The organism is Paenibacillus sp. QJM3NY_38, assembly GCF_056173265.1.
On sequence record NZ_CM149665.1, the window covers coordinates 1656675 to 1682370 of the forward strand.

25 protein-coding genes are annotated in these 25696 nt (G+C 51.2%); 14 read left to right on the forward strand and 11 right to left on the reverse strand.

All coding sequences use genetic code 11. The features are described from left to right. Nucleotides 1-95 precede the first annotated feature (95 nt). The 3 genes from AC0VZ8_RS07185 (at nucleotide 96) to ald (ending at nucleotide 4033) form a co-directional block, all read left to right on the forward strand. Nucleotides 96-1016 (forward strand): AraC family transcriptional regulator, encoded by a 921-nt coding sequence (locus AC0VZ8_RS07185; RefSeq protein WP_475486501.1) that lies wholly within the window; start codon nucleotides 96-98, stop codon nucleotides 1014-1016. 107 nt (nucleotides 1017-1123) lie between these two features. Continuing rightward, entirely contained in the window at nucleotides 1124-2629 is a 1506-nt protein-coding gene (gene melA, locus AC0VZ8_RS07190; protein ID WP_475486502.1) for an alpha-galactosidase, read from the forward strand. A 285-nt stretch (nucleotides 2630-2914) separates the two neighbouring features. After that, a complete protein-coding gene (gene ald / locus AC0VZ8_RS07195) occupies nucleotides 2915-4033 on the forward strand; it encodes an alanine dehydrogenase (protein WP_475486503.1) in 1119 nt (372 codons plus the stop codon). A gap of 143 nt (nucleotides 4034-4176) precedes the next feature. Here ald and AC0VZ8_RS07200 read toward each other — a convergent pair whose 3' ends face one another. Further along, on the reverse strand, nucleotides 4177-4869 hold the full coding sequence (locus tag AC0VZ8_RS07200; protein WP_475486504.1) for a pseudouridine synthase: 693 nt from the start codon (nucleotides 4867-4869) through the stop codon (nucleotides 4177-4179). A gap of 192 nt (nucleotides 4870-5061) precedes the next feature. Then, nucleotides 5062-5622 (reverse strand): SLOG family protein, encoded by a 561-nt coding sequence (locus AC0VZ8_RS07205; RefSeq protein ID WP_475486505.1) that lies wholly within the window; start codon nucleotides 5620-5622, stop codon nucleotides 5062-5064. Nucleotides 5623-5747: 125 nt separating this feature from the next. On the opposite strand from AC0VZ8_RS07205, the gene AC0VZ8_RS07210 reads away from it, so the two are divergent. Further along, a complete protein-coding gene (locus AC0VZ8_RS07210) occupies nucleotides 5748-6623 on the forward strand; it encodes a DUF6612 family protein (protein ID WP_194541376.1) in 876 nt (291 codons plus the stop codon). 224 nt (nucleotides 6624-6847) lie between these two features. Here AC0VZ8_RS07210 and AC0VZ8_RS07215 read toward each other — a convergent pair whose 3' ends face one another. Together AC0VZ8_RS07215 and AC0VZ8_RS07220 are read right to left on the reverse strand one after the other, a co-directional pair. Beyond that, nucleotides 6848-7873, reverse strand: a complete 1026-nt coding sequence (locus AC0VZ8_RS07215; protein WP_475486506.1) for a DUF4871 domain-containing protein — start codon at nucleotides 7871-7873, stop codon at nucleotides 6848-6850. Beyond that, entirely contained in the window at nucleotides 7870-8388 is a 519-nt protein-coding gene (locus tag AC0VZ8_RS07220; RefSeq protein WP_475486507.1) for an RNA polymerase sigma factor, read from the reverse strand. The genes AC0VZ8_RS07215 and AC0VZ8_RS07220 overlap by 4 nt, the downstream gene beginning before the upstream one ends. Before the next feature lie 154 nt (nucleotides 8389-8542). Between AC0VZ8_RS07220 and AC0VZ8_RS07225 the strand changes: the two genes are divergently transcribed. Together AC0VZ8_RS07225 and AC0VZ8_RS07230 are read left to right on the forward strand one after the other, a co-directional pair. Next, the gene (locus AC0VZ8_RS07225) at nucleotides 8543-9046 is read left to right on the forward strand and encodes an LURP-one-related family protein (protein ID WP_071223530.1); all 504 of its coding nucleotides are present in this window, start codon (nucleotides 8543-8545) and stop codon (nucleotides 9044-9046) included. A gap of 43 nt (nucleotides 9047-9089) precedes the next feature. Further along, nucleotides 9090-9611, forward strand: a complete 522-nt coding sequence (locus tag AC0VZ8_RS07230) for a mismatch-specific DNA-glycosylase (RefSeq protein ID WP_083397760.1) — start codon at nucleotides 9090-9092, stop codon at nucleotides 9609-9611. Nucleotides 9612-9751: 140 nt separating this feature from the next. Here AC0VZ8_RS07230 and AC0VZ8_RS07235 read toward each other — a convergent pair whose 3' ends face one another. Both AC0VZ8_RS07235 and AC0VZ8_RS07240 read right to left on the reverse strand, forming a co-directional pair. Beyond that, a complete protein-coding gene (locus tag AC0VZ8_RS07235; RefSeq protein ID WP_475486508.1) occupies nucleotides 9752-10606 on the reverse strand; it encodes a 1,4-dihydroxy-6-naphthoate synthase in 855 nt (284 codons plus the stop codon). Next, entirely contained in the window at nucleotides 10603-11313 is a 711-nt protein-coding gene (locus AC0VZ8_RS07240) for a futalosine hydrolase (RefSeq protein WP_475486509.1), read from the reverse strand. Before AC0VZ8_RS07240 ends, AC0VZ8_RS07235 begins: the two co-directional genes overlap by 4 nt. A gap of 187 nt (nucleotides 11314-11500) precedes the next feature. Between AC0VZ8_RS07240 and AC0VZ8_RS07245 the strand changes: the two genes are divergently transcribed. The 7 genes from AC0VZ8_RS07245 to mmsB all read left to right on the forward strand — a co-directional run bounded on the left by AC0VZ8_RS07245 (nucleotide 11501) and on the right by mmsB (nucleotide 20587). Beyond that, on the forward strand, nucleotides 11501-12100 hold the full coding sequence (locus AC0VZ8_RS07245; protein WP_071223526.1) for a TetR/AcrR family transcriptional regulator: 600 nt from the start codon (nucleotides 11501-11503) through the stop codon (nucleotides 12098-12100). A gap of 222 nt (nucleotides 12101-12322) precedes the next feature. Then, nucleotides 12323-13330: a substrate-binding domain-containing protein gene (locus AC0VZ8_RS07250; protein ID WP_071223525.1), complete on the forward strand. Its 1008-nt coding sequence runs from the start codon at nucleotides 12323-12325 to the stop codon at nucleotides 13328-13330. Beyond that, on the forward strand, nucleotides 13311-15254 hold the full coding sequence (locus AC0VZ8_RS07255) for a cache domain-containing sensor histidine kinase (RefSeq protein WP_475486510.1): 1944 nt from the start codon (nucleotides 13311-13313) through the stop codon (nucleotides 15252-15254). The genes AC0VZ8_RS07250 and AC0VZ8_RS07255 overlap by 20 nt, the downstream gene beginning before the upstream one ends. Beyond that, nucleotides 15251-16468 (forward strand): response regulator transcription factor, encoded by a 1218-nt coding sequence (locus tag AC0VZ8_RS07260; protein ID WP_475486511.1) that lies wholly within the window; start codon nucleotides 15251-15253, stop codon nucleotides 16466-16468. The genes AC0VZ8_RS07255 and AC0VZ8_RS07260 overlap by 4 nt, the downstream gene beginning before the upstream one ends. A 290-nt stretch (nucleotides 16469-16758) precedes the next feature. Then, nucleotides 16759-17844, forward strand: coding sequence for a multiple monosaccharide ABC transporter substrate-binding protein (gene chvE / locus AC0VZ8_RS07265; RefSeq protein WP_475486512.1), 1086 nt, complete (start codon nucleotides 16759-16761; stop codon nucleotides 17842-17844). A 42-nt stretch (nucleotides 17845-17886) separates the two neighbouring features. Next, entirely contained in the window at nucleotides 17887-19419 is a 1533-nt protein-coding gene (mmsA, locus tag AC0VZ8_RS07270; RefSeq protein ID WP_071223522.1) for a multiple monosaccharide ABC transporter ATP-binding protein, read from the forward strand. Nucleotide 19420: 1 nt separating this feature from the next. After that, nucleotides 19421-20587 carry a multiple monosaccharide ABC transporter permease gene (gene mmsB / locus AC0VZ8_RS07275; RefSeq protein WP_071223521.1) on the forward strand — a complete coding sequence of 389 codons (1167 nt, stop codon included), beginning with the start codon at nucleotides 19421-19423 and terminating at the stop codon, nucleotides 20585-20587. 83 nt (nucleotides 20588-20670) lie between these two features. Here mmsB and AC0VZ8_RS07280 read toward each other — a convergent pair whose 3' ends face one another. From AC0VZ8_RS07280 to AC0VZ8_RS07295, 4 genes are all read right to left on the reverse strand, one after another. Then, entirely contained in the window at nucleotides 20671-21396 is a 726-nt protein-coding gene (locus AC0VZ8_RS07280) for a Tat pathway signal protein (protein ID WP_475486513.1), read from the reverse strand. Next, entirely contained in the window at nucleotides 21393-22271 is an 879-nt protein-coding gene (locus AC0VZ8_RS07285) for an ATP-binding cassette domain-containing protein (RefSeq protein ID WP_475486514.1), read from the reverse strand. Before AC0VZ8_RS07285 ends, AC0VZ8_RS07280 begins: the two co-directional genes overlap by 4 nt. Next, complete coding sequence (locus AC0VZ8_RS07290; protein ID WP_071223518.1) at nucleotides 22261-22647, reverse strand: GntR family transcriptional regulator; 387 nt, start codon at nucleotides 22645-22647, stop codon at nucleotides 22261-22263. Before AC0VZ8_RS07290 ends, AC0VZ8_RS07285 begins: the two co-directional genes overlap by 11 nt. A 449-nt stretch (nucleotides 22648-23096) precedes the next feature. Continuing rightward, entirely contained in the window at nucleotides 23097-23690 is a 594-nt protein-coding gene (locus AC0VZ8_RS07295; protein ID WP_071223517.1) for a M15 family metallopeptidase, read from the reverse strand. A 174-nt stretch (nucleotides 23691-23864) separates the two neighbouring features. Between AC0VZ8_RS07295 and AC0VZ8_RS07300 the strand changes: the two genes are divergently transcribed. Beyond that, nucleotides 23865-24392 carry a hypothetical protein gene (locus AC0VZ8_RS07300; protein ID WP_475486515.1) on the forward strand — a complete coding sequence of 176 codons (528 nt, stop codon included), beginning with the start codon at nucleotides 23865-23867 and terminating at the stop codon, nucleotides 24390-24392. Nucleotides 24393-24509: 117 nt separating this feature from the next. Here the strand turns inward: AC0VZ8_RS07300 and AC0VZ8_RS07305 are convergent, their stop codons facing one another. Further along, nucleotides 24510-25691 (reverse strand): MalY/PatB family protein, encoded by a 1182-nt coding sequence (locus AC0VZ8_RS07305; protein WP_475486516.1) that lies wholly within the window; start codon nucleotides 25689-25691, stop codon nucleotides 24510-24512. Between the last annotated feature and the right edge of the window lie 5 nt (nucleotides 25692-25696).

Genomic DNA, 25696 nt, shown 5'->3' on the forward strand with positions numbered 1-25696 from the left:
TACTTCTAACCACGGTCTGTTTTTTGTAAGGACGTTGATAGATGTTTTTGTTATGAATTGGAACTCCGTACTGCTTGGACAAAGGAGGAAAACGTGTGAATGGCAGCTTATTTCAGCAGATGTTGGAAGAAGGGGATTACGTCCCGCGCTTTTACGCCTATTACTATAAGCAGTGGATAAATTATGAAATGCCTTACCACCAGCATGATTCAACCGAAATTATGTATATGATCTCAGGGGTATGCCGGATTGACGTGAAGGTAGGCGATACGGAAAAGAGTCTCACGCTGAAAAAAGGGGAGTTTATGGTACTGGATGCCGATGTCCCGCATCGGTTAATCGTTGAGCAGGCGGTCTCCTGCCGTATGCTGAATGTGGAATTCGGGTTTATGGAAACTGAAGGAAGGACGCTTTCTCTCAGACAGATTGCCGGTGAGGAGCAAGAGGTGTCTTTTCTACTGAATCGGCCGTTTCCCTACTTGGTATTAGTAGATCAAGAGGAGGTATATCCGGTGTTAAGGAGCCTCGTCCTTGAACTCGATCAAAGAGGGACTGAGGGCAGAATGATGACGCATATGCTGTTTATTCAGCTGCTTGTATGCATCGCCCGGCTGTATGATGAAAGGGAACGCAGTGAAGTGCAGCAGAGCGAGTTCTACATTAAACGAAGCGTCGATTTCTTGCATCAGAACTATGACCGTAATATTCAGGTGAAAGACGTTGCCGCTGAGGTGAATCTGCATCCCGGCTACTTGCATCGAGTATTCCGCAGAGGGACCGGCAGAACAATAACCGAGTATCTCACCATGATTCGAATGGAAAAGGCCAAAATGCTGCTGGAGCAGACGGATATCCCCATCCATGAAATATCGGATTATGTGGGTGTTGGCAGCAGGCAGTATTTTCATATGTTGTTCAAGAAGTATACGGAAACCACGCCGGTGGAATATCGGCTGCGGAAGGACCGCAATGCCTGGAAATACGGTGATCAGGAAGCCGGAGCAGATAAGAAGTGAGGATTTTTGACTCGGAGGAGTTCAAGAGGTCATAATTTTGATAACGCTTTCTACCACTTGATTGCTACAATAACTACAATCTAATTTGCAGCTAGGGAGTGGATAGAATGTCATTTAAGGTTGCTTTTATCGGAGCGGGAAGCATCGGCTTTACCCGGGGAATTCTGCGTGACTTGTTGACTGTACCGGAGTTTAGGGATATCGAGGTCGCTTTCACCGACATCAGCCAGCATAACCTGGATATGGTCACGGAATTGTGTCAGCGGGACATTATCGAGAACGGGCTGTCGATTGCGATTCAGTCCACCACGGATCGACGGCAAGCCCTGCAGGATGCCAAATATGTCATCTGCACCATTCGCGTGGGTGGATTGGAGGCGTTTCGCACGGATGTGGACATTCCGCTGAAATACGGCATCGATCAGTGCGTAGGCGACACGCTCTGTGCAGGCGGCATTATGTACGGCCAGCGGGGAATCCCCGAGATGCTGAACATTTGCCGGGATATTCGCGAGGTGAGCGCGCCTGATGCACTGCTGCTGAACTATTCGAACCCGATGGCTATGCTGACATGGGCATGCAATCAGTATGGCGGCGTGCGGACGATTGGTTTATGTCACGGCGTGCAGCATGGGCATCACCAAATCGCCGAGGTGTACGGTCTAAAGAAACATGAGGTCGATATTGTCTGTGCCGGAATCAACCATCAGACTTGGTATATTCAAGCCTCACATCAAGGCAAGGATTTGACGGCTGGACTGCTGGATGCGTTCGAACGGCATCCGGAGTACAGCAGGACTGAGAAGGTTCGCATCGATATGCTGCGACGTTTTGGGTATTACAGCACCGAGTCCAACGGCCATCTAAGCGAATATGTTCCTTGGTACCGTAAACGGCCGGAGGAAATTACGGAGTGGATCGACCTCAGCAGCTGGATAAACGGAGAGACGGGCGGATATTTGCGAGTCTGTACCGAGGGACGCAACTGGTTCGAGACCGATTTCCCGAACTGGATGAAAGATCCGGCTATGGAGTACACGTCCGAGCAACGAGGAGAGGAGCATGGCTCCTACATTATTGAAGGTTTGGAAACCGGCCGGGTATACCGGGGTCATTTTAATGTGGTGAATCAGGGCATTATCTCCAATCTGCCGGATGATGCAATCATTGAGGCGCCGGGTTACGTGGACCGCAACGGCATTTCCATGCCGCATGTAGGGAATTTGCCGTTAGGGCCGGCTGCGGTGTGCAATGCAAGCATATCCGTGCAACGGCTAGCGGTTGAAGCGGCGGTTCACGGAGATGACAAGCTGCTTCGTCAGGCATTTATGATGGATCCGCTGGTCGGTGCGGTATGTAATCCGAAGGAAATTTGGCAGCTGGTCGATGAAATGCTGGTCGCCGGTGAAGCCTGGCTTCCTCAGTACGCGGCTTCGATCGCCGAAGCGAAGGCACGGCTAACATCTGACAATCTGATACCCACCCGTCCGTATGAAGGAGCAGCGAGACTCAAGGTGAAGACGGTGGAGGAGATGCAGCTCGACCGGGAGAAGGCGAACAAAAACGCAGGTGAATCCGACAAAGGGAAGGATCGCGAAAAAACGTTAAGCTGATTGCGCATTAACGAAGGTGTCAAACAACAGAAATACTTATGGTTTCATGAATGCGTATTATACAAACACTTTGGCGAGGATGATATAACGGACAAAAATCCGTTATAATCCCTCTGCCAGAAGTGTTTTTTTCTGCATGCAGTTCATCTTTCACCTGCATATACTACGGATACATAGATATAAATTCGGATGGACAATCCCATACCTTAGACAGGTACACAGTTTGGGTGAAAATGGTTACAATTCAATTAGATAGGCAAAGCTCACCATTAAGGAGGCATGGGGATGATCATTGGGGTTCCCAAAGAAATCAAAAATAACGAGAGCCGTGTAGGCATGACGCCGGGTACGGTCGTCAGTTTCAGGAATGCCGGGCACGAAGTGCTTGTTCAATCCGGGGCAGGCCTTGGGATCGGATTTACGGATGAAGCTTATAGAGCGGCTGGAGCCAAGGTGGTTGCTTCGGCTGCCGAAGCGTGGAAAGCCGAGATGGTTGTGAAGGTGAAGGAACCCCTGCAAGAGGAGTATGAATACTTTCAAGAGGATATGATCCTATACACGTATCTGCACTTGGCCCCCGAGCCGGAACTGACCAAAGCACTGGTCGACCGTAAGGTGAGTGCCGTTGCTTATGAAACGATACAATTAACGGATGGCAGCTTGCCGCTTCTGACACCGATGAGTGAAGTGGCAGGAAGAATGTCCATCCAAATCGGGGCGCATTTCCTGGAAAAAGCACATGGCGGCAAGGGTGTCCTTCTAAGCGGCGTACCTGGGGTCGCACCGGGTAAGGTTGCCGTTATCGGCGGCGGCATCGTTGGCACCAATGCGGCAAGAATTGCGCTGGGTCTCGGTGCGGACGTCAGCATCCTTGATATTAATCCCGGCCGACTTCGTCAACTGGATGATCTTTTCCAAGGGCGGGTCAAAACGATTATGTCCGATCCGTATCATATTGCGGAAACGGTGAAGTCCGCCGACCTTGTCGTGGGTGCGGTGTTGATCCCCGGTGCAAGGGCTCCTCGCCTCGTAACGGAAGAGATGGTAAAAGAGATGAGCCCGGGATCGGTCATCGTGGATGTGGCAATTGACCAAGGAGGCTCGATCGAGACGATCGACCGGATCACCACGCATGATAATCCGACTTATGAAAAGCATGGGGTTATTCATTATGCCGTAGCCAACATGCCGGGCGCCGTAGCCAGAACCTCCACCATGGCACTGACCAATGTAACAGCACCGTATGGGTTGAGAATAGCAAGTAAAGGGCTCCGCTCTGCCGCTCGTCATGATAAAGCGCTTGCCAAGGGCATTAATGTCATTGACGGTAAAGTAACCTATGAAGCGGTTGCGGCGGCTCATGGTTATGCGTATACCAGCATTGACGATTATTTGCTGGCATAGCGATAACAAGTTTTACAGCATGCAGAGCCATTTTTCATAAATTTGACACGATACCAAGGTTTGACGTAAACCTTAGCGGTGTTTTCGCTCGGCCGCCGTGGGCAAAGCTGAAAAATGGCTTTTTATGTTGGTTACGCCTTCGCCTAGTTCAACATGAACAGGAGCTGATGTAGTTCCGTTTCCTTCAAATGCCTCCACTCCCCCCGTTCCAGCTGATCCAGTGTAATATTCATAATCCGAACACGCTCCAGCTTCAGGACTCTGTACCCCAAGGCTTTACACATTCTGCGGATTTGCAGATTAAGGCCCTGTGTCAAAATAATACGAAATACATCTTCGCTTTGCCTGTAAACCTTGCATGGTTTGGTTATGACGTCCAGGATTTCAACGCCTTGAGACATCGCTTGCATAAATTCGTCCGTAACGGGTTTGTCCACGGTCACCACGTATTCTTTCTCATGATTATGCTCCGAACGCATCATTTTGTTCACAATATCTCCGTCGTTCGTGAGTAAAATCAACCCCTCAGAGGCTTTATCCAACCTCCCGATGGCAAAAATGCGCGATGGATAGTTAATAAACTGAACAATGTTTCCCGCCACATGCTCAGCTGCCGTACAGACAATACCGATGGGTTTATTGAGAGCCAGGTAAACCGCTTCGCTATCGTTACGAGGAATTTTCTTTCCATCTATCAACACGATATCGTGCAGCTCAACGTCCGCCCCTTTTTCACACACCTTGCCATTGATCGTAATGCGTCCGGCTGCAATCAATCGGTTGGTTTCTCTGCGCGAACAATATCCCGTTTCGCTTATGTATTTGTTAATTCGCATGCTCCACCGCTTCTCATGTGTCATATTGCCACAGGTCCATTTTAGTTAATACGCCTGCTCTTTTCATTGATCTTTGTGAAATGTGGCATGCTCCAGTTGGGGAGATTCGCCAGCCGGAATTCCTCGAGCGATCCAGTTGGGAACATAACAGCTCCTCTGGAGGATCGAAGTGATAACCGGGGAGCAGCGAGCCTAGTAAAAGTCCTGCGACATGTTCTCCTCGTCTGCAACAGCCTGTATCTCCTCCGATCCGATGCTGATAAAGCGGTAGCCGTCGGCTGCCTGCTTCTTCAGGGCACGCTCTTTGATGAACTTGGGGCTGGCTTCGCCGTTATCTTCGTCATACACGAGCAAAATACCATCGGTCTTGCGGAGAAGCAGATCATCCCTGGCCGTAAACTGCCACGGCCCCTGATAAGGGCCCTTGCTGACGGGTGCATAGAAGTCTACCCCCTTCATCACTTCCTGAAAATAAGCTTTTTTATCGTCGTTCCATTGCTCCTCGGGATTCTGGTAGGCCGTCAGAATGGAGCATTTCAGGTTGGGATATTGGGACTTTAGTTCGATGGCCGCTTCGATGGCCCATAGGTCCACGCCATATTGTCCTGGCGTGATGACCCACTGGAGGCCTTCCTCAAGCAGTGGAACCAGGCGATTGGCAATCGCCTTACGTATATAAGGTATGCCTTGGTGTTTGTTATTGTAATTACCGAGCTCGTGGGCCCGATATCCGGTAATCAGAATGTTTTCCAATCGAGCACGCTCCCTGACAAAGAATAGGTCTAGTGTACCTTTTTCGGAAATTTTGATCAATCGATGTTACAAATCGTATAGAATGGGGAAGTAACTCGGAATACATATTTTAGGAGGACATTCGATTGAAGAAGTGGACAGCAGCATTACTAGGGGCAATTTTGGTTATGAGTATGACAGCATGCGGCAAGGACAACAAAGCAGCAGACGACGCCGCAACGCCGCCAGCAACAGAACAAGGGACGACTCCTTCGACAGAGACGCCAGCTAAAGAAGAACCGAAGGAGGATGCTCTTCCGACTGCTGACGAGCTTCTTCAGAAATCGGCTGAAGCTTCCCAGAATTTGAAGAGCTTTGCGATGAAAGCCGATGTTAAACAGCATATCGTGGTTGAAGGCGAAGAGAAGCAGGAGCAGGATGTTAATATGTCGCTTGACTCGGAACTTACGCTCGAGCCGGTGGAGATGATGCAGAACGTCGTGATGGATTCTCCGGAAGGCAAGGTCGAGATGAAGCAGTATATAACGGAAGATGGTATTTACATGCTCATGGATGGTCAATGGATGCAGGTTCCGAAGGAATCGGAGCAGGAGATCCGCGATAGCCTGGATCCAAGCAGTGCGAGTCCGGAGCAGCAGGTGGAGCAGTTCAAGACCCTCGCTAAGGACTTCAAAGTTACGGAGGACGGAGACACATACGTCCTGACGGCGGATGTCTCCGGCGACAATCTGAAGGAGCTTGCCAAGTCCATGATGAGCCAAGCAGGCAACGATCCGCAGATGGAAGCCATGATGGATCAAATGGATATCAAGAGCATCCATATTATTTATGGCGTACAGAAGGAATCTTACCTGCCTGCAACAACCGATTTGGACATGGTGATGGCAATGGAAGCCGAAGGTCAGAAGGTATCCTTGGATATGAAAATGAAGAGCACCTACTCGAAGCATAACGAAATCAGCAAGATCGAAGTTCCGAAGGAAGCATTGAACGCGAAATAATGCTGTTTGGCAGATGATATAAGAGGAATTGAAATGACGATATTCCTCATGAACAAGGCTGCCCCGATTCTGTAGATGCCTACAGACCGGGGCAGCCTTGTTTTATCCATAGGTCTCATTTCAACGGTTTGGTCAAGGTAGCGGCTTCCTCAATTAGAGAACGAGGAAGTGGCATGAGTCGTGTTTGAATTCATGGTCAGTAGCTCATATATTTTGGGACATCGCTAAATTTTTGGTTTATCGACCTCCACAACGACGCTGCCGAACAGCTGACCGTTAATGGAGACCATAATGCGCCATAGTCCTGGCGAGGGCAGCGACATGGAGGTTGGTATCGCTGCATCGGCACCGTTATGAGGATAAGGACTGATACGAGTTTTAAATACATCAATGATCTCGGTCGTGTTTCTTTTTACCGCCGTTATGTGCAAGTCACCCTTCAATTCCTCGTCACGACCCCAGAAGTGCCACATATATTTGTTGGGTTGCCCAGCGATAAAGCCCGGATCAATAAAGCCGAGACGCCCTTCGATGCCTGTCATTTCAGTGGGAGGATATTTTGAGGAAAGCATCGCCTCCACCGGGTCTTCAGAAGCAGCCGAAACGAAACTCGGACTCGGCTCCCAGCTGCTGTCCGGCACATCGACCACGATATCGCCGTATTTCTGCTGATCCACCATCACGTCGAAACGCCATAAACCTGCCAGTGGTATGCCAAAGCGGGAGACAACGCGGGTTGATTTATCGTAAGCCATGTCTCTGGTAATTCTTGTCTCAGGAAGCTCCTCCAATATCATTCCAGTATCTCGGTGAGTGGCTAATATACGAATATGCTTGCCTTCAAGTTCTTGAATAGGCAATTGAAGAAACCATACGGCGCCGGCCGGAGAGCCTGCGGCATAATCCCCGCCCGGAAATGCCTGAAGTTTATCTACGCCATCCTCCGTGTACACGCTGCGGGGAGCCCAATCGGCAGCATTTCCCCAACCCTTGATCGGGATCAGCTGTTGAATCACGGGTGATTCACGCCATCCCCATGCCGCCACGATTAGAAGAAGCATGAACACACTTGCGGTCGTAATACGCAGACGTGTTGGAGACCTCCGTTTTTTTCTGCCCATTCTTACAGAGCCATTAGCAGCGTTGTTTAATACACTGGATTTCATCTCTTCGGTGAACATCGGCTCGTTAAATGGAGAAGAAGCGAGTTCTTGAATCCAATCGGGCTGCAGCTCTTGTTCGGTCTTCACTGGACATCCTCTCCTTTCAACATCATTTCCATTCGGGCTCGAGCCCGGTGCAGTCTGGATTTGATTGTTCCTTCGGATATGCCGAGCAGTTCCGCTATTTCTTTTCGCGGCAGCTGGTAATGGGATTCAAGGATCAACACCTCCCGGTATTTGGGCGGCAGTTCCAACACGTACTTCCAAATCTGCGAGACGGCAGCAGCATCCATAAACTCTTTTTCAGCGGAGGGTTCCGTCTGCTTGGAAGTGATCCAGCCGGTTAAAGATACCCTCGTCATATAGGAAGACTTGAGATAGTTCAGGGAAAGATTGCGGGTGATGGTTAACAGCCATGTTTTGACAGAGCTTCGGCCCTGAAAATCATTCCAGTGCTTAAATGCTCTCAAGAACACGTCCTGGCTGATATCGTCAGCCGCATCTTTGCGTTTCGTTAGGAAGAATGCATAGTTCCATACGTCCTGGCCGAAGGACTCCATCCAATCACTCAGCACGGTGCTTGCATCATTCACGGCCACCATAGATTTAAGGTACTCCAATAACATCACCTCGAATATTAGACAATCAAATAACGGATCGGTTCCCGAATTTCCCGCAAAAAAATTGAAACAATTTAATCTGCAAATCGTTGTATGAATAACAGGTATGCAGGAATCGAGGAAGGGGAGAAGTCCTATGCATTTATATTTTAAGGATAACTTTTTCAGCTCGGGTATAACAGATATTATGGATAGGGAAGGCAGTGTCATAGGAAGTCTGGATTTGAAGAGCGCTTTCGGCTCCTCGCTGGACGTATATAACGCTTCTGGAGATCCGGTATGCAGCGGGTCGTTTCGATTCTTCTCGAACAAATGGAATATTACTGGCGGCAATGGGGAAGAACTGGGCCTGCTGCGCATGCGGATGAGCTTTTTTACGAAAAAATTCGAATACGATGCGGGATCGCGGGGCGTATATGAGATCACTTCGCCTGCTTTTTCCAATGAGTATGAAATAACGGATGATGCCGGAGGGGTCATCGCCTCTTTTTCCCGCATTAGCGGCTGGCTTCAAGCCGGAGCCTATCAGCTGCAGAATGAGAGCGACGTTCTTGGTGACTGGGAGCTTGTTGCCGTCGTGATGGGCATTCACCAGATACGCAAACGCAACAACAGCGCTGCCGCATCAAGCTCTCATTAAGCTCAAGGGAACCCAGATTTAGATGATGAGAGGAGGAAGCAGAATGGATGAAGTCAGCGATCATCTGGATTATGGATTGACTCTTGTATTTATCGGTTTTAATCCGAGTTTGCGGTCCGGGGAGGTCGGTCATCATTATGCGAACCCTCGCAACAATTTTTGGAGGATTCTGCATAAATCCGGTTTGACCCCGCGCTTGTATGAAGCCGCTGAGGATGGAGAATTGCTTAAGCTAGGGTACGGATTTACCAATATTGTAGCCAGGCCCACAAGGGGGGCCGAAGACATAACCCGCGAAGAGTACAGGCTCGGTAGAGAGACGCTGCGCGAGAAGCTGGCCAAGTACAGACCGGAGGTTGCCTGCTTTGTCGGCAAGGGCGTGTATACCGAATTCAGCGGCAAAGCCAAGGCGGATTGGGGAATTCAGCCGGACTCCGTCATTGACGGCGTGCGTGAGTTTGTAGCTCCTTCTTCCAGCGGACTGGTGAGAATGCCCATGGATGAGATTATCGGAATTTATCAGCAATTGCATGATTTTATATCGAGGAATGAGAATGAGTACTGAACAGGAGTGTACGACAAGAACCATTCATGGGGGACAATGAAAAAGAGGAACGTCCAGGAGACCCGGTTGTCGGGTTCTTGGTGCTCCTCTTATGAATACAGAAAATATAAGCTTTCAGTGAAACCGTTTAGGCTGCCGTATTACGGACGCTTCAGCAGCGCAGGATCGATCCTCGGCACAAGCCCTTCATCGGCTGCACGGTTCAGCAGGGCTGAAATCGCGGCATAGCCGTCCTCGCCCAGCTCCGCGGTAAATGGATTGACGTAAAGGTCGATGTGAGCATCGGCGACATCCGGGTCCATTTCCTGAGCGTGATGGAGGACATAGGCCCGAGATTCCTCGGGATGTTTCCAGGCATATTCGACTGAGGAGCGGATCCAGTTCGAGATGCTTGCCAGATCCAGCGACCTGCGGGCCACAATCGCTCCCAGAGGAATAGGCAGATTGGTATCGGACTCCCACCAGCTGCCCAGATCCGTCATCATCTTCAATCCATAAGACGAGTAGGTGAACCGTGCTTCGTGAATGACAAGCCCGGCATCAATCGCTCCATCCCGGACAGCCGGCATAATCTGATCGAACGGCATCACCACGATTTCGCCAAGCCCTCCGGGTACGTTCTGTGCGGCCCACAGACGGAACAACAGATAAGCCGTGGAGCGCTCGCTTGGAACGGCTACCCGCCGGCCGGACAAATCCGCAGGGCTGTCAGGAGTTTTACCATCCGTCAGCTTGTCCGCTGTCAGAACGAGCGGCCCGCATCCGCGGCCAAGTGCTCCTCCGCAGGGCAGAAGGGCATATTCATCCAGCACCCAGGGCAGCGCGGCATAGGATATTTTTAAGATATCATGTTCTCGATCTTCGGCCGCCCAGTGATTGGTGATATCGATATCCGCATAGGATACATCCAGCTTGGGGGCGCCTGGAATCCGTCCGTGAACCCAGGCATGAAATACAAATGTGTCGTTGGGGCAAGGGGAAAAAGCGATTTTCATCGTAACACCTCCGGTAGTAATGAACTTGCGGTCTCAAGCGCCTGCAGCGCCTCCTTGATCTTCCATGCACTGCGGTCCCGCGGACCGACCTGATTGGAAATGGACCGGATTTCGAGCACGGGCACACCGACTGCAGCGGCAGCGGTGGCCACGCCGAAGCCCTCCATCGCCTCGGCTGCAGCGTCCGGTACCCGATGGAGGAGACGTGCAGCCGTTGCGGCTGTTCCCGTCGTGGTGGAGACCGTCAGCACAGGCCCAAGGGTTACGGGAACACCAGCATGTTGTAAGGCCTTCGCGAGTTTGCGGGCAGAATCTGGATCTGCCTGTACCCGATCCGTTCCGAAGCCGAGCTCCTGGACGCTGCTGAAGCCGTCTTCGGTTTCGGAACCGAGATCAGCGGCAATGATGGTGTCCGCAATGACGATGGAACTAACTTCAGCACGACCGGCAAATCCTCCGGCAATACCTGCGCTGATAACCCAATCATAGGTGCCCTGAACCAACTGGCGGGCAGTCGCAGCAGCTGTTGCCGCTGGGCCGACTCCACCCGCGATGACATCAAATCCGTGAGCATGGTTAAGCCCGCGCTGCACGGCTTCTTTTTCAGCATCGACCGCCGTGACAATAAGCACGCGTGTGGAAGACGGGTCTTGCGAGTTATGTGACTCGGTTATATCCACCGAGTTGGATTGGGTATGTTTCTGCATGTTATTTATCTCCTTCTTGGCTGTAACGATAAACATCGTTATCCTTTTACGTTATAACGTTCTTGTGGCGATGTAAAGTCTCGTGCATGTTATGACTGGACTTTATCTGTAGCAGCAACTTTCCGATATAGAGTATAATGGACGGTAACTTACATACATCATGAGTAGATTCGGAGGTTGGATAGCTTTGCGTAAGAAGGGTGCGAACGGACAAGAAAGCCGGGCTAGACTACTGATTGTCGCTGCTAATGAATTTGCAAAGTCAGGATACCATCAGACCAAGATCAGCACCATCGTTTCTCGGGCTGGATTGACGCAGCCGTCATTCTATTTGTATTTTGAGAGCAAAGAAGCCGTGTTCAAGGAGCTGGTGGAGAAATTTCGAGCTGAGCTCAAGATCCTGCTCGAGGGCAGCAGATTGGAGAGCGGAATCGATGAGGATCATGTGACCGGCCGTTTGCAGAGCGTGCTGACAGGGTTGTTCGCGTTTCTTGGGAAAGACCCGGATCTGACGCAAATCGGTTTTTTTATTGGGGATGACGCGGTGATCGTAAAGTCGGAAATGGCAGCCATGATTGAGCAAAATCTGAAGGCTGAGCAGCGGGACGGGTATTTTGACGGTGATTCCGATATGCATATCGTCGCGGAGTGCCTGGTCGGTGTTATTGAAAGACTGACCTCCCAGCAGCTTCTGACAGGCAAGCGGACTCCTGAGGATCTTGCGAGTCACGTGGTGAGTTTATTTATGCATGGTATCAGCATTTATCCGGCTAAGCGGGCTACATAAGGCATTGAAATTCAACCTACAAAAATAACATTAACATATCAGAAACAGGCTGCAACGTGGTTAGTTTTAACTGTGGACGGTCTGTTTTTTGTTGCCGGTCATAGCCAAATTTTAGCAAGGGTTTGATCTTTTTCAAAGAATTGCAGTATATTCATTATACGTTATGTAACCGATTGCAGCTGAAGATGGCGAACGAAGGATCAAGGATCGGGGGACTTATTCATGAAGAAGATGATGCTGGTGTATGGTGCGCTTCTATTGGCTTTTCTCACCTATGTCTTCATGTACAGGCTGGAGGACAAGCGTTCTTCCGCCTGGGAGGAGGGCGGCCTGCATGGCAGCATGGGTGAGAATTATGTCATGGTGACTTTTCAATCCGGCATGGAATACTGGAAAAATATTCTGAAGGGCTTCGAGGATGGAGGGGATGCGCTGGGCGTAACTGTCGATTATCGCGGCTCTACACAATACGACGTGGAGGAACAGATCACTGTTCTGGAACAAGTGATTGCCAAAAAGCCTTCCGGTATCGCCTTGTCGGCCATCGATTCCAAAGCGCTGACGTCGACGATTAATAAAGCCGTGGAAGCCGGGATCCCCGTCGTGCTGTTCGATGCGGATGCGCCTGACAGTAAGGCCTATTCGTTCCTGGCAACCAACAATTACAATGCTGGCGTTGCGGCCGCAGACAAAATGGCGCAGCTTCTCGGCCGGGAAGGGGAGATCGGGATTGTTACCCAGCCCGGGCAGCAGAATCATGATGACCGTTCCGAAGGCTTCAGGGACACTTTAGAGCAGCGATATCCGGGCATGTCCGTGGTGGAGATCAGGGAAGGCAAAGGGGATACCCTCGTTGCCAAAGAGGCTGCTGCCGACATGCTGGACAAGCACCCGGATCTCAAAGGGATCTTCGTAACGGAGGCCAGCGGCGGAATGGGCGTGGCGGATGCCGTGATCGGCGCGGATAAAGCAAACCGGATTACCATCATCGGATTCGATACGAATAAAGGGACGCTGGACCGGATATCCGATGGAACCATCGCGGCAACGATCGCCCAGGGGACGTGGAATATGGGCTATTGGTCCTTGCAGTATTTGTTTCATCTGCATCATGGTCTTACCGTACCGGCCCCGACGCTCGGCAATGACGTGTCTCCGCTTCCAACAAGGGTGGACACCGGGATTTCCATTGTGACCCGAGAGAATGTGAATGATTATTATGCAAAATAGAAACAGAGCGGAATCCTGGCGCGAAGGCATCTCGCGGTGGCTGCGGTTCGGGGATTTGCCGCTGAGATACAAGCTGGTCATTTTGTTCCTCATGGTTGGCATCCTGCCCTCAATCGCGCTGGGTGTCCTCGTCAATTGGACGGTTAACCGCATTGTGGATCAGCAGGTAACCTCGAACACGATTCAATTGATCGGAAAGGTCAATCAGACCCTGGACAATGATATGGAGAATCTCCAGAACATTACGTATTTGATCGGATTTGACCCGCGCACGGAACGATTTCTGAATGGGGAAATTCAAGGGGACAAGCCAGCCGTTGGAACCGAAGATACGGGTAATTCCGGCCTACGAACGTCCTCGGTCAAGCAGGACAATGCGGAGAATTACGAGATTAAGCGGTACCTTCAAGGCTTCACGACGCTGTACCCGGAAATCGCCTCTATTCTTCTGGTCAATCGCGAGGGAGAGTATATCAGTAACGAAATGTACGCACGCAGTCCGGCAAGTTTGACGGAGGAAGAATGGTACCGCGAGGCTGTTTTAAATGAAGGGATTTTTACCGTGCTTGGCCACCCGGCAGAGCGTAATGTCACCACCCATGTTCATTACGGCAACGAGGAACTGGTATCGGTCGTTCGCTCGATTGTGGATCCGGATACGAGGGAAGTAACCGGTGCGGTATTGATCGATTTGAAGCTGCGGGCAGTCGCAAGAGCGGTCCGGGATGTCACGCTTGGAAAGAGCGGATATTTGATGGTGGCAGAGGCCGGCGGCTCCAGCATCTATGCTCCGGAGGATTCCATCATTCCGTCCATTCCCCCCTCGTGGTTTCCGGAAGAGGACAGCGGCGCCTTGATCCGCGAGGTGAACGGGGAGCGTCTGCAATTGATATACGGCACCTCCTCCTTTACCGGCTGGCGTACGATCGGCGTATTTCCAACCAGCGAATCGGTGTATGAGGTCCGGGAGATTCGTTTTTATATGATTTGTTTCTTGTTTGTGGTGTGCTTGTTTGGGGTTGCTGCATCCTATACGCTTTCACAGTCAATATCCAGACCGATCTGGCAACTCATGTCCTTCATGCAAAAAGCCGAATCCGGGGATTTGACGACCCGTTACTGGGGAAACCGGCAGGATGAGGTGGGTATGCTTGGCCGCAGCTTTAACCGCATGCTTCTGCAGATTCGCAAGTTGATGAAGCTGAGCGAGCTGCGGGAGAGGCAGAAGCGTGAAGCGGAGCTGCGCAGCCTGCAGGCTCACATTAAGCCGCATTTTCTGTACAACACACTGGATACGATTCATTGGATGGCCCGCAAGAAAGGGGCGGACGATGTATCGGATCTGGTGGAATCCTTGTCGCGGCTGTTTCGGATCGGGCTCAGCAAAGGGGATGATATCATTCCCATGTCCGACGAATGGACGCATATCAGCAGTTACCTGCAAATACAGAAAACGCGTTACCGCGACAGGCTGCAGGTCGAGATGGAGCTTTCGCCTGAGGCTGAGAAATTGTATGTGTTGAAGCTCTTACTGCAGCCGATCGTGGAAAACGCGATATACCATGGCATTAAGGCCCGTAGAGGGCCTGGGGGAATTGTCATCAAAGCCCAGGTGAACGGAGATGTTCTTCTGCTTAGCGTCCAGGATAATGGGGCCGGCATGTCTTCTGATCGGCTGGAGGCGCTTCGCAAACAGCTGGCCGACCCGGTAACGGCCATGGAGGCGACCCCGGGAGAAGGGCTGGGCGGAAACCGAAGCTACGGCATGCTGAATGTGCAGGCACGTATCAAGTTAACGTTCGGCGATGAGTACGGAATCACGATTGACAGTACAGAGAACGAGGGAACCACGGTAGTGATTACGCACCCGCTGGTGCATGCCGTTCCTTCGTCCTCCGATCATGATGGGAGAGACAGGTTATGAGGAGAGCGTATCAAGTCTTGATTGCCGACGATGAGCCGATTATCCGCGAGGGCATTCGGGATGCAGTCGACTGGGAGGCACTCGGCATGGAAGTGGCTGCCGAAGCGGAGGATGGCGAAGAGGCGCTGGAGCTTGCGCTCAGCCAACCGATTGACATAATGCTGGTCGATATGAATATGCCGTTCCTGGACGGCATCGGGCTCATGAAGCGGATGAAGGAAGAACGTCCCGAATGCCGGTTCGTCATTATTACCGGTCATGACGAATTTGCTTATGCGCAGGAAGCGATCCGGCTTGGGGTTAAGGATTATATATTGAAACCGGTGAATGCGGATCACCTGATCCAGGTGCTCAGCAGCGTTCGGGATGAGTTGAACGACCATCAAATCCAGGAGAACTACCTTAAGAAGGCGTCCGAGCAAATCGAGAAGAACATTCCGCTTCTGCGGGAACGGTTCTGCCTCGAATGGATGCATGGCCTGTTGGATGAGCAGGAGGCACTCGATCAGCTGGAATTTCTGGGACTGCCGCCTTGCCGTCCATCACGGATCGGCATCGCCAGATGGACGGAGATGACGGCTCCGCAGCCTTTGATGAAGGAAAGCGACCGGCAGCTGTATCTGTTCGCGATGGAAAATATAATCGCCGAGCTGTTTCATCCCGCGCCCTGCGTTTTGTTCCGGGATCACACCGGTTGGATCGGCATCTGCTGCTGGGGAGTAGCGGATTCGAACATTGCGGCCGATGCCGAGCAGCTGATCCAGAAGTACTTAAAGCTGGCCGTGAATGTACATCTGGAGCCTGTTTCGGAAGAAGCGGACGGCGCGGTTGCAGCAGCCTATGAGGCTTGCCGGGAAGGGGTGTTCAAGGAGGCGCAGCTCTCTCCGCTGGTACGGCGGGCTCGTCAGCTCATCCAGGAACAGTATGCCGTTCGGGAGCTGACGCTGGAATCTTTTGCCCAGGCCCTGCAGGTTTCGCCCGTCTATCTGAGCCGGACGCTAAAGAAAGAACTGGGCACGTCTTTTATCACGCTCATGACCCAGACGAGGATTCAGAAAGCGATCCAGCTGCTCAACTCCACCGAGCTTAGCATCCTGGACATCGCGGAGCGGGTAGGGTATGACAGCCAGCATTATTTCAGCACGGCTTTTAAGAAGGTGATGGGGGTATCGCCGAACCGGTACCGCAAAGGGGCGACGGTTCTGGAAGAGTAAGCGGTTGAGTGAAGGCGAGAGTCTCTGTTTTGTTGGGATAACCAACTAAACAGAGGCTTTTTTTATGCAGACAACCGCTTGAGACATGCTGTGTACGGAGCCGGAACGTTAAGCAGCCATGCACACTCGCGCGAATCCCAAACAACAAAAGTATGAAAATTATAAAAAAGGTTGTTTTCGTGGAAAGACCCCTCCACCTGATGGGATGTATCCTTTTTAGTACAGAGAGGCTTTTCGAACCTTCGGTTGTAAGCGCTCTCGATTCCATTTTTCGGAAAGGGGAACTACCGATGAAGAGAGGATTGCCAGGATTGCTGATCGCGGTGCTGCTCTTGGCCCTGACGGCCTGCAACCTCGCCGAAAGCCAAACCGGCGATGCTGAGAAGGGATACGTCGGCCTTGCGATGCCAACGAAATCATCCGAACGCTGGGTGGCTGACGGAAAGAACATGGAGCGGCTTTTTCAGGAAAAGGGATATAAAACCGATCTTCAATTCGCCGAGGACGTGATTGAAAACCAGATTTCCCAAATCGAGAACATGATTACGAAGGGGGTCGACGTCATCGTCATTGCTTCCATTGACGGCAATACGCTGACAGACGTAATCAAGAAGGCTCATGATCAGGGAATTAAGGTTATCGCTTATGACCGGTTAATTCGAAATACCGAGCATTTAAGTTATTATGCCACCTTCGACAATTTCCAGGTCGGTGTTCAGCAAGCATCTTATATTGAAGAGAAGCTTGGCCTGAAGGAAGGGAAGGGGGCGTACAATATCGAGCTGTTCGGCGGATCGCCGGACGATAATAATGCTTACTTCTTCTATGACGGCGCGATGTCCGTGCTGAAGCCTTACATGGATTCAGGCAAGCTTGTGGTTCGGAGCAAGCAGACCACGATGGCCCAGATTGCGACCCTGCGCTGGGATGGGGCTTTGGCCCAGTCGCGGATGGATAACCTGATCAGTGCCAACTATTCGAGCGAAAATTTGGATGCGGTGCTGTCGCCCTACGACGGGATCAGCATTGGCATCATCTCTTCACTCAAGGGCGTAGGCTACGGGACGGCGGCCAAGCCGCTGCCGATCATCACGGGTCAGGATGCTGAGCTAGCTTCCATTAAATCGATCGTGGCTGGAGAGCAAACACAGACGGTGTTCAAAGACACACGCCAGCTCGCCGAACAAGCGGTTAAGATGGCGGAGAGCGTGCTGAAGGGAGAAGAGGCCGAGGTCAACGATACCGAATCGTACGATAACGGCATCAAGGTCGTGCCAGCCTATCTGCTCCCTCCCGTATCCGTTGATGCTTCCAACGTGGAGAAAGAGGTTGTGGAGACGGGCTATTATTCCAAGGAAGAAATCGGATTGAAATAGTCTTTAGGCAGCGAACACGAAACGATAGGAAGGTGAAGCCAGATGTCAGAGTATATTCTTGAAATGCGGAATATTACGAAAGCGTTTCCCGGGGTGAAGGCGCTGGATAACGTGAATCTGAAAGTTCGCGAAGGCGAAATCCACTCCCTGTGCGGGGAGAACGGAGCGGGCAAATCCACGCTGATGAAAGTGCTGAGCGGGGTGTATCCACACGGCTCGTATGAGGGAGATATTTTGTTCAAAGGCAGCGTCTGCCAATTCAAAAATATTAAGCAAAGTGAAGACCTGGGCATCGTCATCATCCATCAGGAGCTTGCGTTGATCCCGTATCTGTCGATTGCCGAGAACATTTACTTGGGGAACGAGCGCGCCGAGAAGGGCATCATGAACTGGAACGAGACGATGATCGGAGCTAAAGAGCTGCTGGATAAGGTGGGACTCAGCGAAAACCCGAACACGCAGGTCGGCAGCATTGGCGTCGGCAAGCAGCAGCTCGTCGAAATCGCGAAGGCCTTATCGAAGAAGGTGAAGCTGCTTATTCTGGACGAACCGACGGCGGCGCTCAACGAGGACGACAGCGAGAACCTGCTTGAGCTGATGCTGGAATTCAAGAAGCAGGGAATCTCCTGCATCCTGATCTCCCATAAATTGAACGAGGTGTCAAAGGTATCGGATTCCATTACGATTCTGCGCGATGGTCAGACCATCGAAACGCTCGATATGAGAGGCGGCGAGGTGAACGAGGACCGGATCATCCGCGGCATGGTCGGCCGGGATTTGACGAACCGCTATCCGGAGCGGACACCAAAGATCGGGGAAGTCATTCTGGAGATCAAGGATTGGACGGTGTATCACGAGCAGCAAGCAAGCCGCAAAGTAATTGATAAAGTTAATATGAATATCCGCCGGGGGGAAATCGTGGGCATTGCCGGGCTGATGGGTTCCGGCCGGACCGAGCTTGCGATGAGTGTTTTCGGTAAGGCATACGGCAGGAATATTACAGGAACATTGCGCAAAGACGGGAAGGAAATCCGGAATCAATCTATTACCGAGGCGATAGAAAACGGCTTTGCTTACGTTACCGAGGACCGCAAGGAATACGGGCTGATCCTCATGGACGATATCAAACGCAACATCTCGCTGACCGGACTGTCCAAGCTGGCAAAGAACATGGTCATTGATGAAAGGGAAGAAATCCTCGTGGCGGAGGATATGCGGAAGAAGCTGAAAATCAAAACGCCGAACATTCTCCAGAAGACGGGAAACCTCAGCGGGGGGAACCAGCAGAAGGTTGTCTTGAGTAAATGGATATATGCCGAGCCGGACATTCTAATTCTGGATGAGCCGACGCGGGGGATTGACGTTGGGGCCAAATACGAGATTTACGCGATCATTAATCAGCTGGCGGATGAGGGCAAGGGCGTGCTTGTCATTTCCTCGGAGCTGCCGGAGATTATAGGGATCTGCGACCGGATTTATGTCATGAGCGCGGGACGGCTCACCGGAGAAGTTAGCAGAGAGCAGGCTTCGCAGGAAACCTTGATGAGATACATGACCAAGAATGGAGGGGCTTAAGATGGAGACACTCAAAAAAATGTTCAAAAACAACATCCGCCAGTACGGGATGATTATCGCCCTTGTTGTCATTATGATATTTTTCCAGATCATTACGGGCGGACTTCTGCTGGAGCCGATCAACATCACGAACCTGATTCTCCAGAACAGCTACATCCTCGTATTAGCCATCGGCATGGTGCTTGTCATTATTACGGGTCATATTGATTTGTCGGTCGGTTCGGTAGCCGCGTTCGTCGGTGCGGTTGCAGCGATCATGATGGTCGATATGCAGCTGCATCCCGTCATTGCCGTCATCGTATCCTTGATCGTCGGCGGTCTGATTGGAGCTTGGCAGGGATTCTGGGTGGCTTATGTGAAAATACCGGCCTTTATCGTAACTCTGGCGGGCATGCTCTTGTTCCGCGGTCTAACCATGATCGTGCTGGAGGGCCAATCCATTGCGCCGTTTCCGGGAGGCTTCCAGAAGCTGAGCTCCGGCTTTATACCGGACTTCGGCAATACCGGCACCAATCTGATCGCCATTCTGGCGGGTATCGTCTTTACGGTTATTTTCCTGATCAATGAGCTTCGCGAGCGAAAATCACATAAAAAATACAACTTCGAAGTTCTGCCAAACGGCTTGTTCCTCTTGAAGCTTATCCTTATCGCGGCGGTGATCAATGCCTTTACGTTCATGCTGGCCAGTTATGCCGGCCTCCCGAACATTCTGATTCTGCTGTTGGTGCTGATCATCATCTATTCCTTTGTGATGAACAAAACCGTGATGGGCCGTCATATTTATGCGCTCGGCGGCAACGAGAAGGCGGCGGCGCTGTCCGGCGTGAAAACCAAGAAGGTCACGTTCTGGGTATTCGTTAATATGGGCGTAATGGCAGCGATCTCCGGGTTGATCTTTGCCGCCCGCTTGAACGCGGCGACGCCAAGAGCCGGCACGAACTTTGAGTTGGATGCCATCGCGGCGAGCTTCATTGGCGGCGCATCGGCTACCGGCGGAATCGGTACGGTCTTTGGCGCCATCATCGGCGGTCTTGTCATGGGCGTGCTCAATAACGGGATGTCGCTGGTAGGTCTTGGCATCGACTGGCAGCAAGGCATCAAGGGTCTGGTTCTTCTCGCGGCGGTAGCCTTCGATATTTATAATAAAAAGAAGAGCAGCGCTGCTTAATTCAAGCAATGTAAAAAATGATAAATGGCTGACTCCGGAGTAGATATGCTGCTATCCGTGAATCAGCCATTTTGGCGTACATATTACATTTCGATCGTAACTCTTCGCGTGATCAGCCGAATCAGAATAAGCGCAATCAGGATGACGATCAGGGAGCCTGCAAGAGAGACCGGCAGCGTAACGGAAAAGTCTGTCGTGACCGGCAGCCACTGTTCCCATATGGAAGCCAGCTCGAATTGCCACAATGCATCCATGAAGGCGATCAACACGAGGGCTAAGGCGATCCACCCCAAGCCGCGAATCCAGTCAAACCGGTAAAATCCGGATCCAATCATCCATCCCATCAGATAGTAGATAAAAATTTGGACGCCATAGGAGACAAGTATCAGCAGCCAGTTGTTATCGAATTTCTGCATCAAGGTGCTGCTGGCATCATGGGAGGTAACCATCCCGATGATCCAATGGACCAGACCCACCACGACTGGAAAGGCCAATGATAGATAGACGGCCGCCAATGCGGCTCCTTTAAAGAAATCCCTGCGCGTAATCCCGTTTCTTACATAATAGCTCAGAAAGCCGTAGGCCGAAATGATGCCGATGACGAGCATAAATCCTTTGGTTGAGCGGTAAGTGATAGAGAAGTAGTCCTCCTCTGCGATTCCTGCGCGAACATTGACACCAATGCTGGTACCGATGCCGACTCCAATATAGATTAGCAGCACAATAAATAGAAATCCCAAGGCCCAGCTGCCTTGATGAATAAACATGTCCGTCGAAACTCTGGTTACGGCAGATGATGTCTTTTTCATGCGGAATATTCCTCCCCCGTCAGATGGATAAACAAGTCCTGGAGCGAGATCGGCCCGATCTCAAGCCCCGCCCGATGTGCGGCCAGCTGAGCTTCCTCGCTTAATTCTCCATAGACCATGACGGCTTTGGTAGAACCGAGCTGCTGCACGTTGAGGACCTTCATACCCTGGATGAATTCATCTACCTTTGCCGCCGGGCCCGTAACGGAAACGCCTCGGGATGTGAGGCTTTCATAATCGTCTTGCAGCACGAACTGGCCTTTGTGAATGATAATGACTTCTTCGAACAGATAATCCATCTCCGAAACCAGGTGGGTGGAGAGAATGAATGTACGGAGATGGCGCTCCTGGTCTTCCAGCAGCTCCCGGTAAAAAATTTCGCGTGACGGCGCATCCATGCCGAGATAAACCTCATCCAATATGGTCACCGGCGAGCGGCTGGCAAGGCCGATGCATACGTTAAAAGCGGACTGCATGCCTTTGGAGAGCTGCTTCAGCTGTTTATCCAGGGGCAAATTGAATTTGCGGGCAAGCTCCAGGGCATAAGCCGTATCAAAATGGGGCCGGTACCTGGCAACGGATTCAATCGCGGCCTTGACCTTGTCGGTCTCGTCTTTATAGTCGACATCGTAGATGAAGGAGACTTCCCTCATGATTTTGGCATTTTCGAAGGGCTGCTCGCCGCCAATCGTAACCGATCCCGATGAGGGTTCACGAAATGAAGCAAGAACAGACAGAAGCGAGGTTTTGCCTGCTCCGTTCCGCCCCAAGAGACCATAAACTTTGCCGGCCGGGAGATGAAACGAAACATTGCGGACGGCTTCGAGGTCACCATATATCACCGATAGGCGATCAAACTGAATATCAAGATTCATGGACGTCACTTCCTTTTAACTGGGTTATGATTTGAAAAAGCTCATCCGTGGATAAGCCGAGTTTGTCTGCTTCCTGTACCATAGGCACCACATAATGTTCCGCAAATGCACTCTTTCGGGTCTGGAGCAGCATTTCCTTGGCCCCCTCTGCAACAAACATGCCGACACCTCGCTTTTTATAGATGAGTCCGGAATCAACCAGGAGGTTGATGCCTTTTAATACCGTGATGTGATTGATTTTGTAAAATTGGGATAGCTGCGTCGTGGAAGGAACCTGTTCACCTTCAAGCAGTAGATCATTCACGATCTGGTCCTCGATCTTCTCCTTGATCTGGATGAACAGGGGCTTATTATCTGGGTGTACGGTACCGCTCAATAAGAATCACCGCCTTGCCTTCATGTCCTGTTAAGGTTATATACTCATATATATGACTATATAACCAAAAGGTGAATCGAATGTCAAGCATTTGGTTGGATATCAAACATCCATCCAGGCGCCTTTGCAGAGAACAACGTCAAAAAAGGCCGACCAGAAGGATCTGGTCGACCTTGACGTGTAGTAATTCTTACGGACTCAGCATACGTTATTTCGTTAAAATAGTCACTATTTTCTTCATACGGACAGGGGAGCTCTTATATACGCTTAAAAGCGGAAATAATCTATATTTTATTAGAATAGCGACTTTCGTGTCCGTTATATTCTGAAAATACGGCATAAATTCTTAAATAACGTCGATGGTGTCCGTTAATATTCTATATATGGGATCTAGCTGCGCTTATCTGGAGATACCTTACCTATCGAGTTCTTCAAATAGCAATATGATTTCACTTTGTTTCCGAATACTCGGAAGCGTCCATGGGAGGGAGTTTTCCCCGTTTCAAATCACGGATCGTCAGTCCAAAATCGATCTGCAGATGCGGATAATCCGGGAAGTTGGCCCAATCGCCGCCCCACTGGAAGCCTAAATCTTTGGCAATTTCCACAACTTCCATCCAGTCAGCCTTGCCGTTTCCGTTCCCGTCATATTCCATATCCCAGATGACGCTTCCATCCTTTAGTCTTAGCGCAAAATCAATCGCAAGTCCATAGTTGTGGAGGGATTCTCCGGCCTTGGCATTCGTCACGATGTCGCCCTCGGTGCTGCGGCCCTGATTGTAGATGCGGGTCTGCTCTTCATGGCTGCGGTAACCGTCCGTTATGATGATCGTGATCCCTTTTTTCTTCGTGAGACGGACAAGCTCATTCTTTTGCTGTAATACATACGGGTGGAGCTGGGTGACTTCAGGTGTTTCTTTACTGTTAAAATCAAACTCGAGATCGTTGATGAATCCCGGTATGGAGGTTTGCAGCTGCATATAAAATATGGCGAGTAATAAGGCAGCAATTAGGAAAAGTGTCGTTTTTTTGCGTTTGATCATGAGGACTCTATAATCTACCTACTTTCATATGATGGCTTACTCTATTATATCGGCATCCCGTCCCGTATTCCAACAGACGGGACCCCCTGACCAGATATCGACATGAATAGCAATCCATGGTTTATCGCATCCTATCCTTAAACATGGACGCTATCCGGAAAAGGGGGAATTGCAATGAATCATATTCAAAATATGTCGATGAGACTCAACCAGTTGTCGGGTCAATTGACCACTGCAGCGCAAAACGGGGGAATGAACGAAGTCGGGATGATCGCAAGTCAGCTCAGCCAGTTCCAAGCCGAGCTTCAAAGCGCTCAAGCTGGGGTTACGCCTGAAACTTCTTCTGCCGTCCGGCAGGAACTGGTGAATTGCCGAATGGTCTTGCATGGGATGATGAACGCAGTGCAGGATATCCGAACAGCTATAGCGGAGCAGTACCGCCAGGTGCTGGGCGAGAACAAAACGGCATTCGAGCAAATGGACGAGACAACGCAGCAGAGCGAGTACGCCGAAGCTTATCAACATCGTCAGCTGTTCCAGCAGATGGACCAAGTCAGCCAGCAGCTTCATCAGCTGGATGGTTCGATGCTGGACGCAGGTTATCAGATGGAGCGGGGACAGGTGGGCGGCGACAGTCTGAATGGAGCCGTGACAATTGAGGGGCTGACTTCTGGTACAGACGACAGCGGAAGCATGATGTAAGACTGCTCGATCGGAGGGCGAAACAGGATAACAGGTTTAGGCAGGGTTCGAAATTTTGCAAGCAATAAAAGGAGCTGCGCGTATAGCGCGGCTCCTTTTGTGATTGAGTTTATGTCCTTAGGCTTTCCGCCATTCCTCGACAGCTTTATGCAGACGAGACAACGCCTCCTGAACGGTGGCACGCGTGCAGGCCAGGTTCATGCGCATAAAACCTTCGCCTTCCTTCCCGAAGGCCGCCCCGCTGTTTAATCCAAGCTTTGCCTCTTGAACCAGGAAGCGATTTAAGTCCTCGTGGGACATGCCCATTCCACGGAAATCAATCCACAGCAGGTAAGTAGCCTCCGGTATAACCACCTTCAGCTCGGGCAGATGCTCCTGTGCGTAATTCGCAACCAGCTCCATGTTCCCGCGGATATAAACCAGGAGTTCATCCAGCCATGGTCCACCCTCACGGTAAGCGGCCTCGGTGGCGGCGGCGCCCATCGGTGTAATGGAGCCGATGGCGTAACGGTTCAGTATTTTGCGGAACTTGCTGCGCAGCTGCGCATTCGAAATGATGATGTTCGCCGTGTTCAGACCGGCGATATTAAACGTCTTGCTTGGCGCGGTGCAGATGATGGAACGCTCGGCGGCATCCTCGGACAGAGCAGCGAATGGCGTATGCGCGCCGGATTCAAACACCAGATCCGCATGGATTTCATCGGATACGACAAGCACATCGTATTGCTGGCAGAGAGAAGCCAGTCGCTCTAATTCTGTTCTGCTCCACACCCGGCCCACCGGGTTGTGCGGACTGCACAGAATGAGCATTTTGACTTTGCCTGTAGAAAAGCTCTTCTCCAAGTCTTCGAAATCCATCGAGTAATCGCCGTCCTCGCTTCGAAGCAGCGGATTATGCACCAGCTCACGGCCATGGTCCTGAACGACGCTATAGAATGGCGGATAGACCGGCGTCTGGATGACGACTTGATCGCCCGGCTCGGTGAACGCATCCACGATCAGGCTGAGTGCCGGAACGACACCCGGACAGAATTGAATCCACTCCTGCTGAATACTCCAGCTGTGGCGTTTCTCCATCCAGTCGCATATCGCTTCACGGTAAGAGTCGGAAGGGAACGTATATCCGAATACGCCATGCTCCACCCGTTGATGGAGCGCCTTTACAACGGCGGGAGGCGCGGCAAAGTCCATGTCAGCCACCCACATCGGAAGCGCATCCGGCACGCCGAAGATGGTGGGAACATTGTCCCACTTCTGGCAGTCGGTACAGGTTCGGTCTATTGCAAGATCAAAATTCATATGTA

Excerpts from the sequence above, each read along its gene's own strand:
- AC0VZ8_RS07255 (WP_475486510.1), top strand. The coding sequence starts at position 13,311 with ATGATTATTATGCAAAATAGAAACAGAGCGGAATCCTGGCGCGAAGGC.
- ald (WP_475486503.1), top strand. The coding sequence starts at position 2,915 with ATGATCATTGGGGTTCCCAAAGAAATCAAAAATAACGAGAGCCGTGTA.
- AC0VZ8_RS07280 (WP_475486513.1), bottom strand. The coding sequence starts at position 21,396 with ATGAAAAAGACATCATCTGCCGTAACCAGAGTTTCGACGGACATGTTT.
- AC0VZ8_RS07240 (WP_475486509.1), bottom strand. The coding sequence starts at position 11,313 with ATGCAGAAACATACCCAATCCAACTCGGTGGATATAACCGAGTCACAT.
- AC0VZ8_RS07260 (WP_475486511.1), top strand. The coding sequence starts at position 15,251 with ATGAGGAGAGCGTATCAAGTCTTGATTGCCGACGATGAGCCGATTATC.
- AC0VZ8_RS07230 (WP_083397760.1), top strand. The coding sequence starts at position 9,090 with ATGGATGAAGTCAGCGATCATCTGGATTATGGATTGACTCTTGTATTT.
- melA (WP_475486502.1), top strand. The coding sequence starts at position 1,124 with ATGTCATTTAAGGTTGCTTTTATCGGAGCGGGAAGCATCGGCTTTACC.
- AC0VZ8_RS07295 (WP_071223517.1), bottom strand. The coding sequence starts at position 23,690 with ATGATCAAACGCAAAAAAACGACACTTTTCCTAATTGCTGCCTTATTA.
- AC0VZ8_RS07300 (WP_475486515.1), top strand. The coding sequence starts at position 23,865 with ATGAATCATATTCAAAATATGTCGATGAGACTCAACCAGTTGTCGGGT.
- chvE (WP_475486512.1), top strand. The coding sequence starts at position 16,759 with ATGAAGAGAGGATTGCCAGGATTGCTGATCGCGGTGCTGCTCTTGGCC.
- mmsB (WP_071223521.1), top strand. The coding sequence starts at position 19,421 with ATGGAGACACTCAAAAAAATGTTCAAAAACAACATCCGCCAGTACGGG.
- AC0VZ8_RS07200 (WP_475486504.1), bottom strand. The coding sequence starts at position 4,869 with ATGCGAATTAACAAATACATAAGCGAAACGGGATATTGTTCGCGCAGA.
- AC0VZ8_RS07225 (WP_071223530.1), top strand. The coding sequence starts at position 8,543 with ATGCATTTATATTTTAAGGATAACTTTTTCAGCTCGGGTATAACAGAT.
- AC0VZ8_RS07250 (WP_071223525.1), top strand. The coding sequence starts at position 12,323 with ATGAAGAAGATGATGCTGGTGTATGGTGCGCTTCTATTGGCTTTTCTC.
- AC0VZ8_RS07305 (WP_475486516.1), bottom strand. The coding sequence starts at position 25,691 with ATGAATTTTGATCTTGCAATAGACCGAACCTGTACCGACTGCCAGAAG.
- AC0VZ8_RS07235 (WP_475486508.1), bottom strand. The coding sequence starts at position 10,606 with ATGAAAATCGCTTTTTCCCCTTGCCCCAACGACACATTTGTATTTCAT.
- AC0VZ8_RS07285 (WP_475486514.1), bottom strand. The coding sequence starts at position 22,271 with ATGAATCTTGATATTCAGTTTGATCGCCTATCGGTGATATATGGTGAC.
- mmsA (WP_071223522.1), top strand. The coding sequence starts at position 17,887 with ATGTCAGAGTATATTCTTGAAATGCGGAATATTACGAAAGCGTTTCCC.
- AC0VZ8_RS07220 (WP_475486507.1), bottom strand. The coding sequence starts at position 8,388 with ATGGTGGCCGTGAATGATGCAAGCACCGTGCTGAGTGATTGGATGGAG.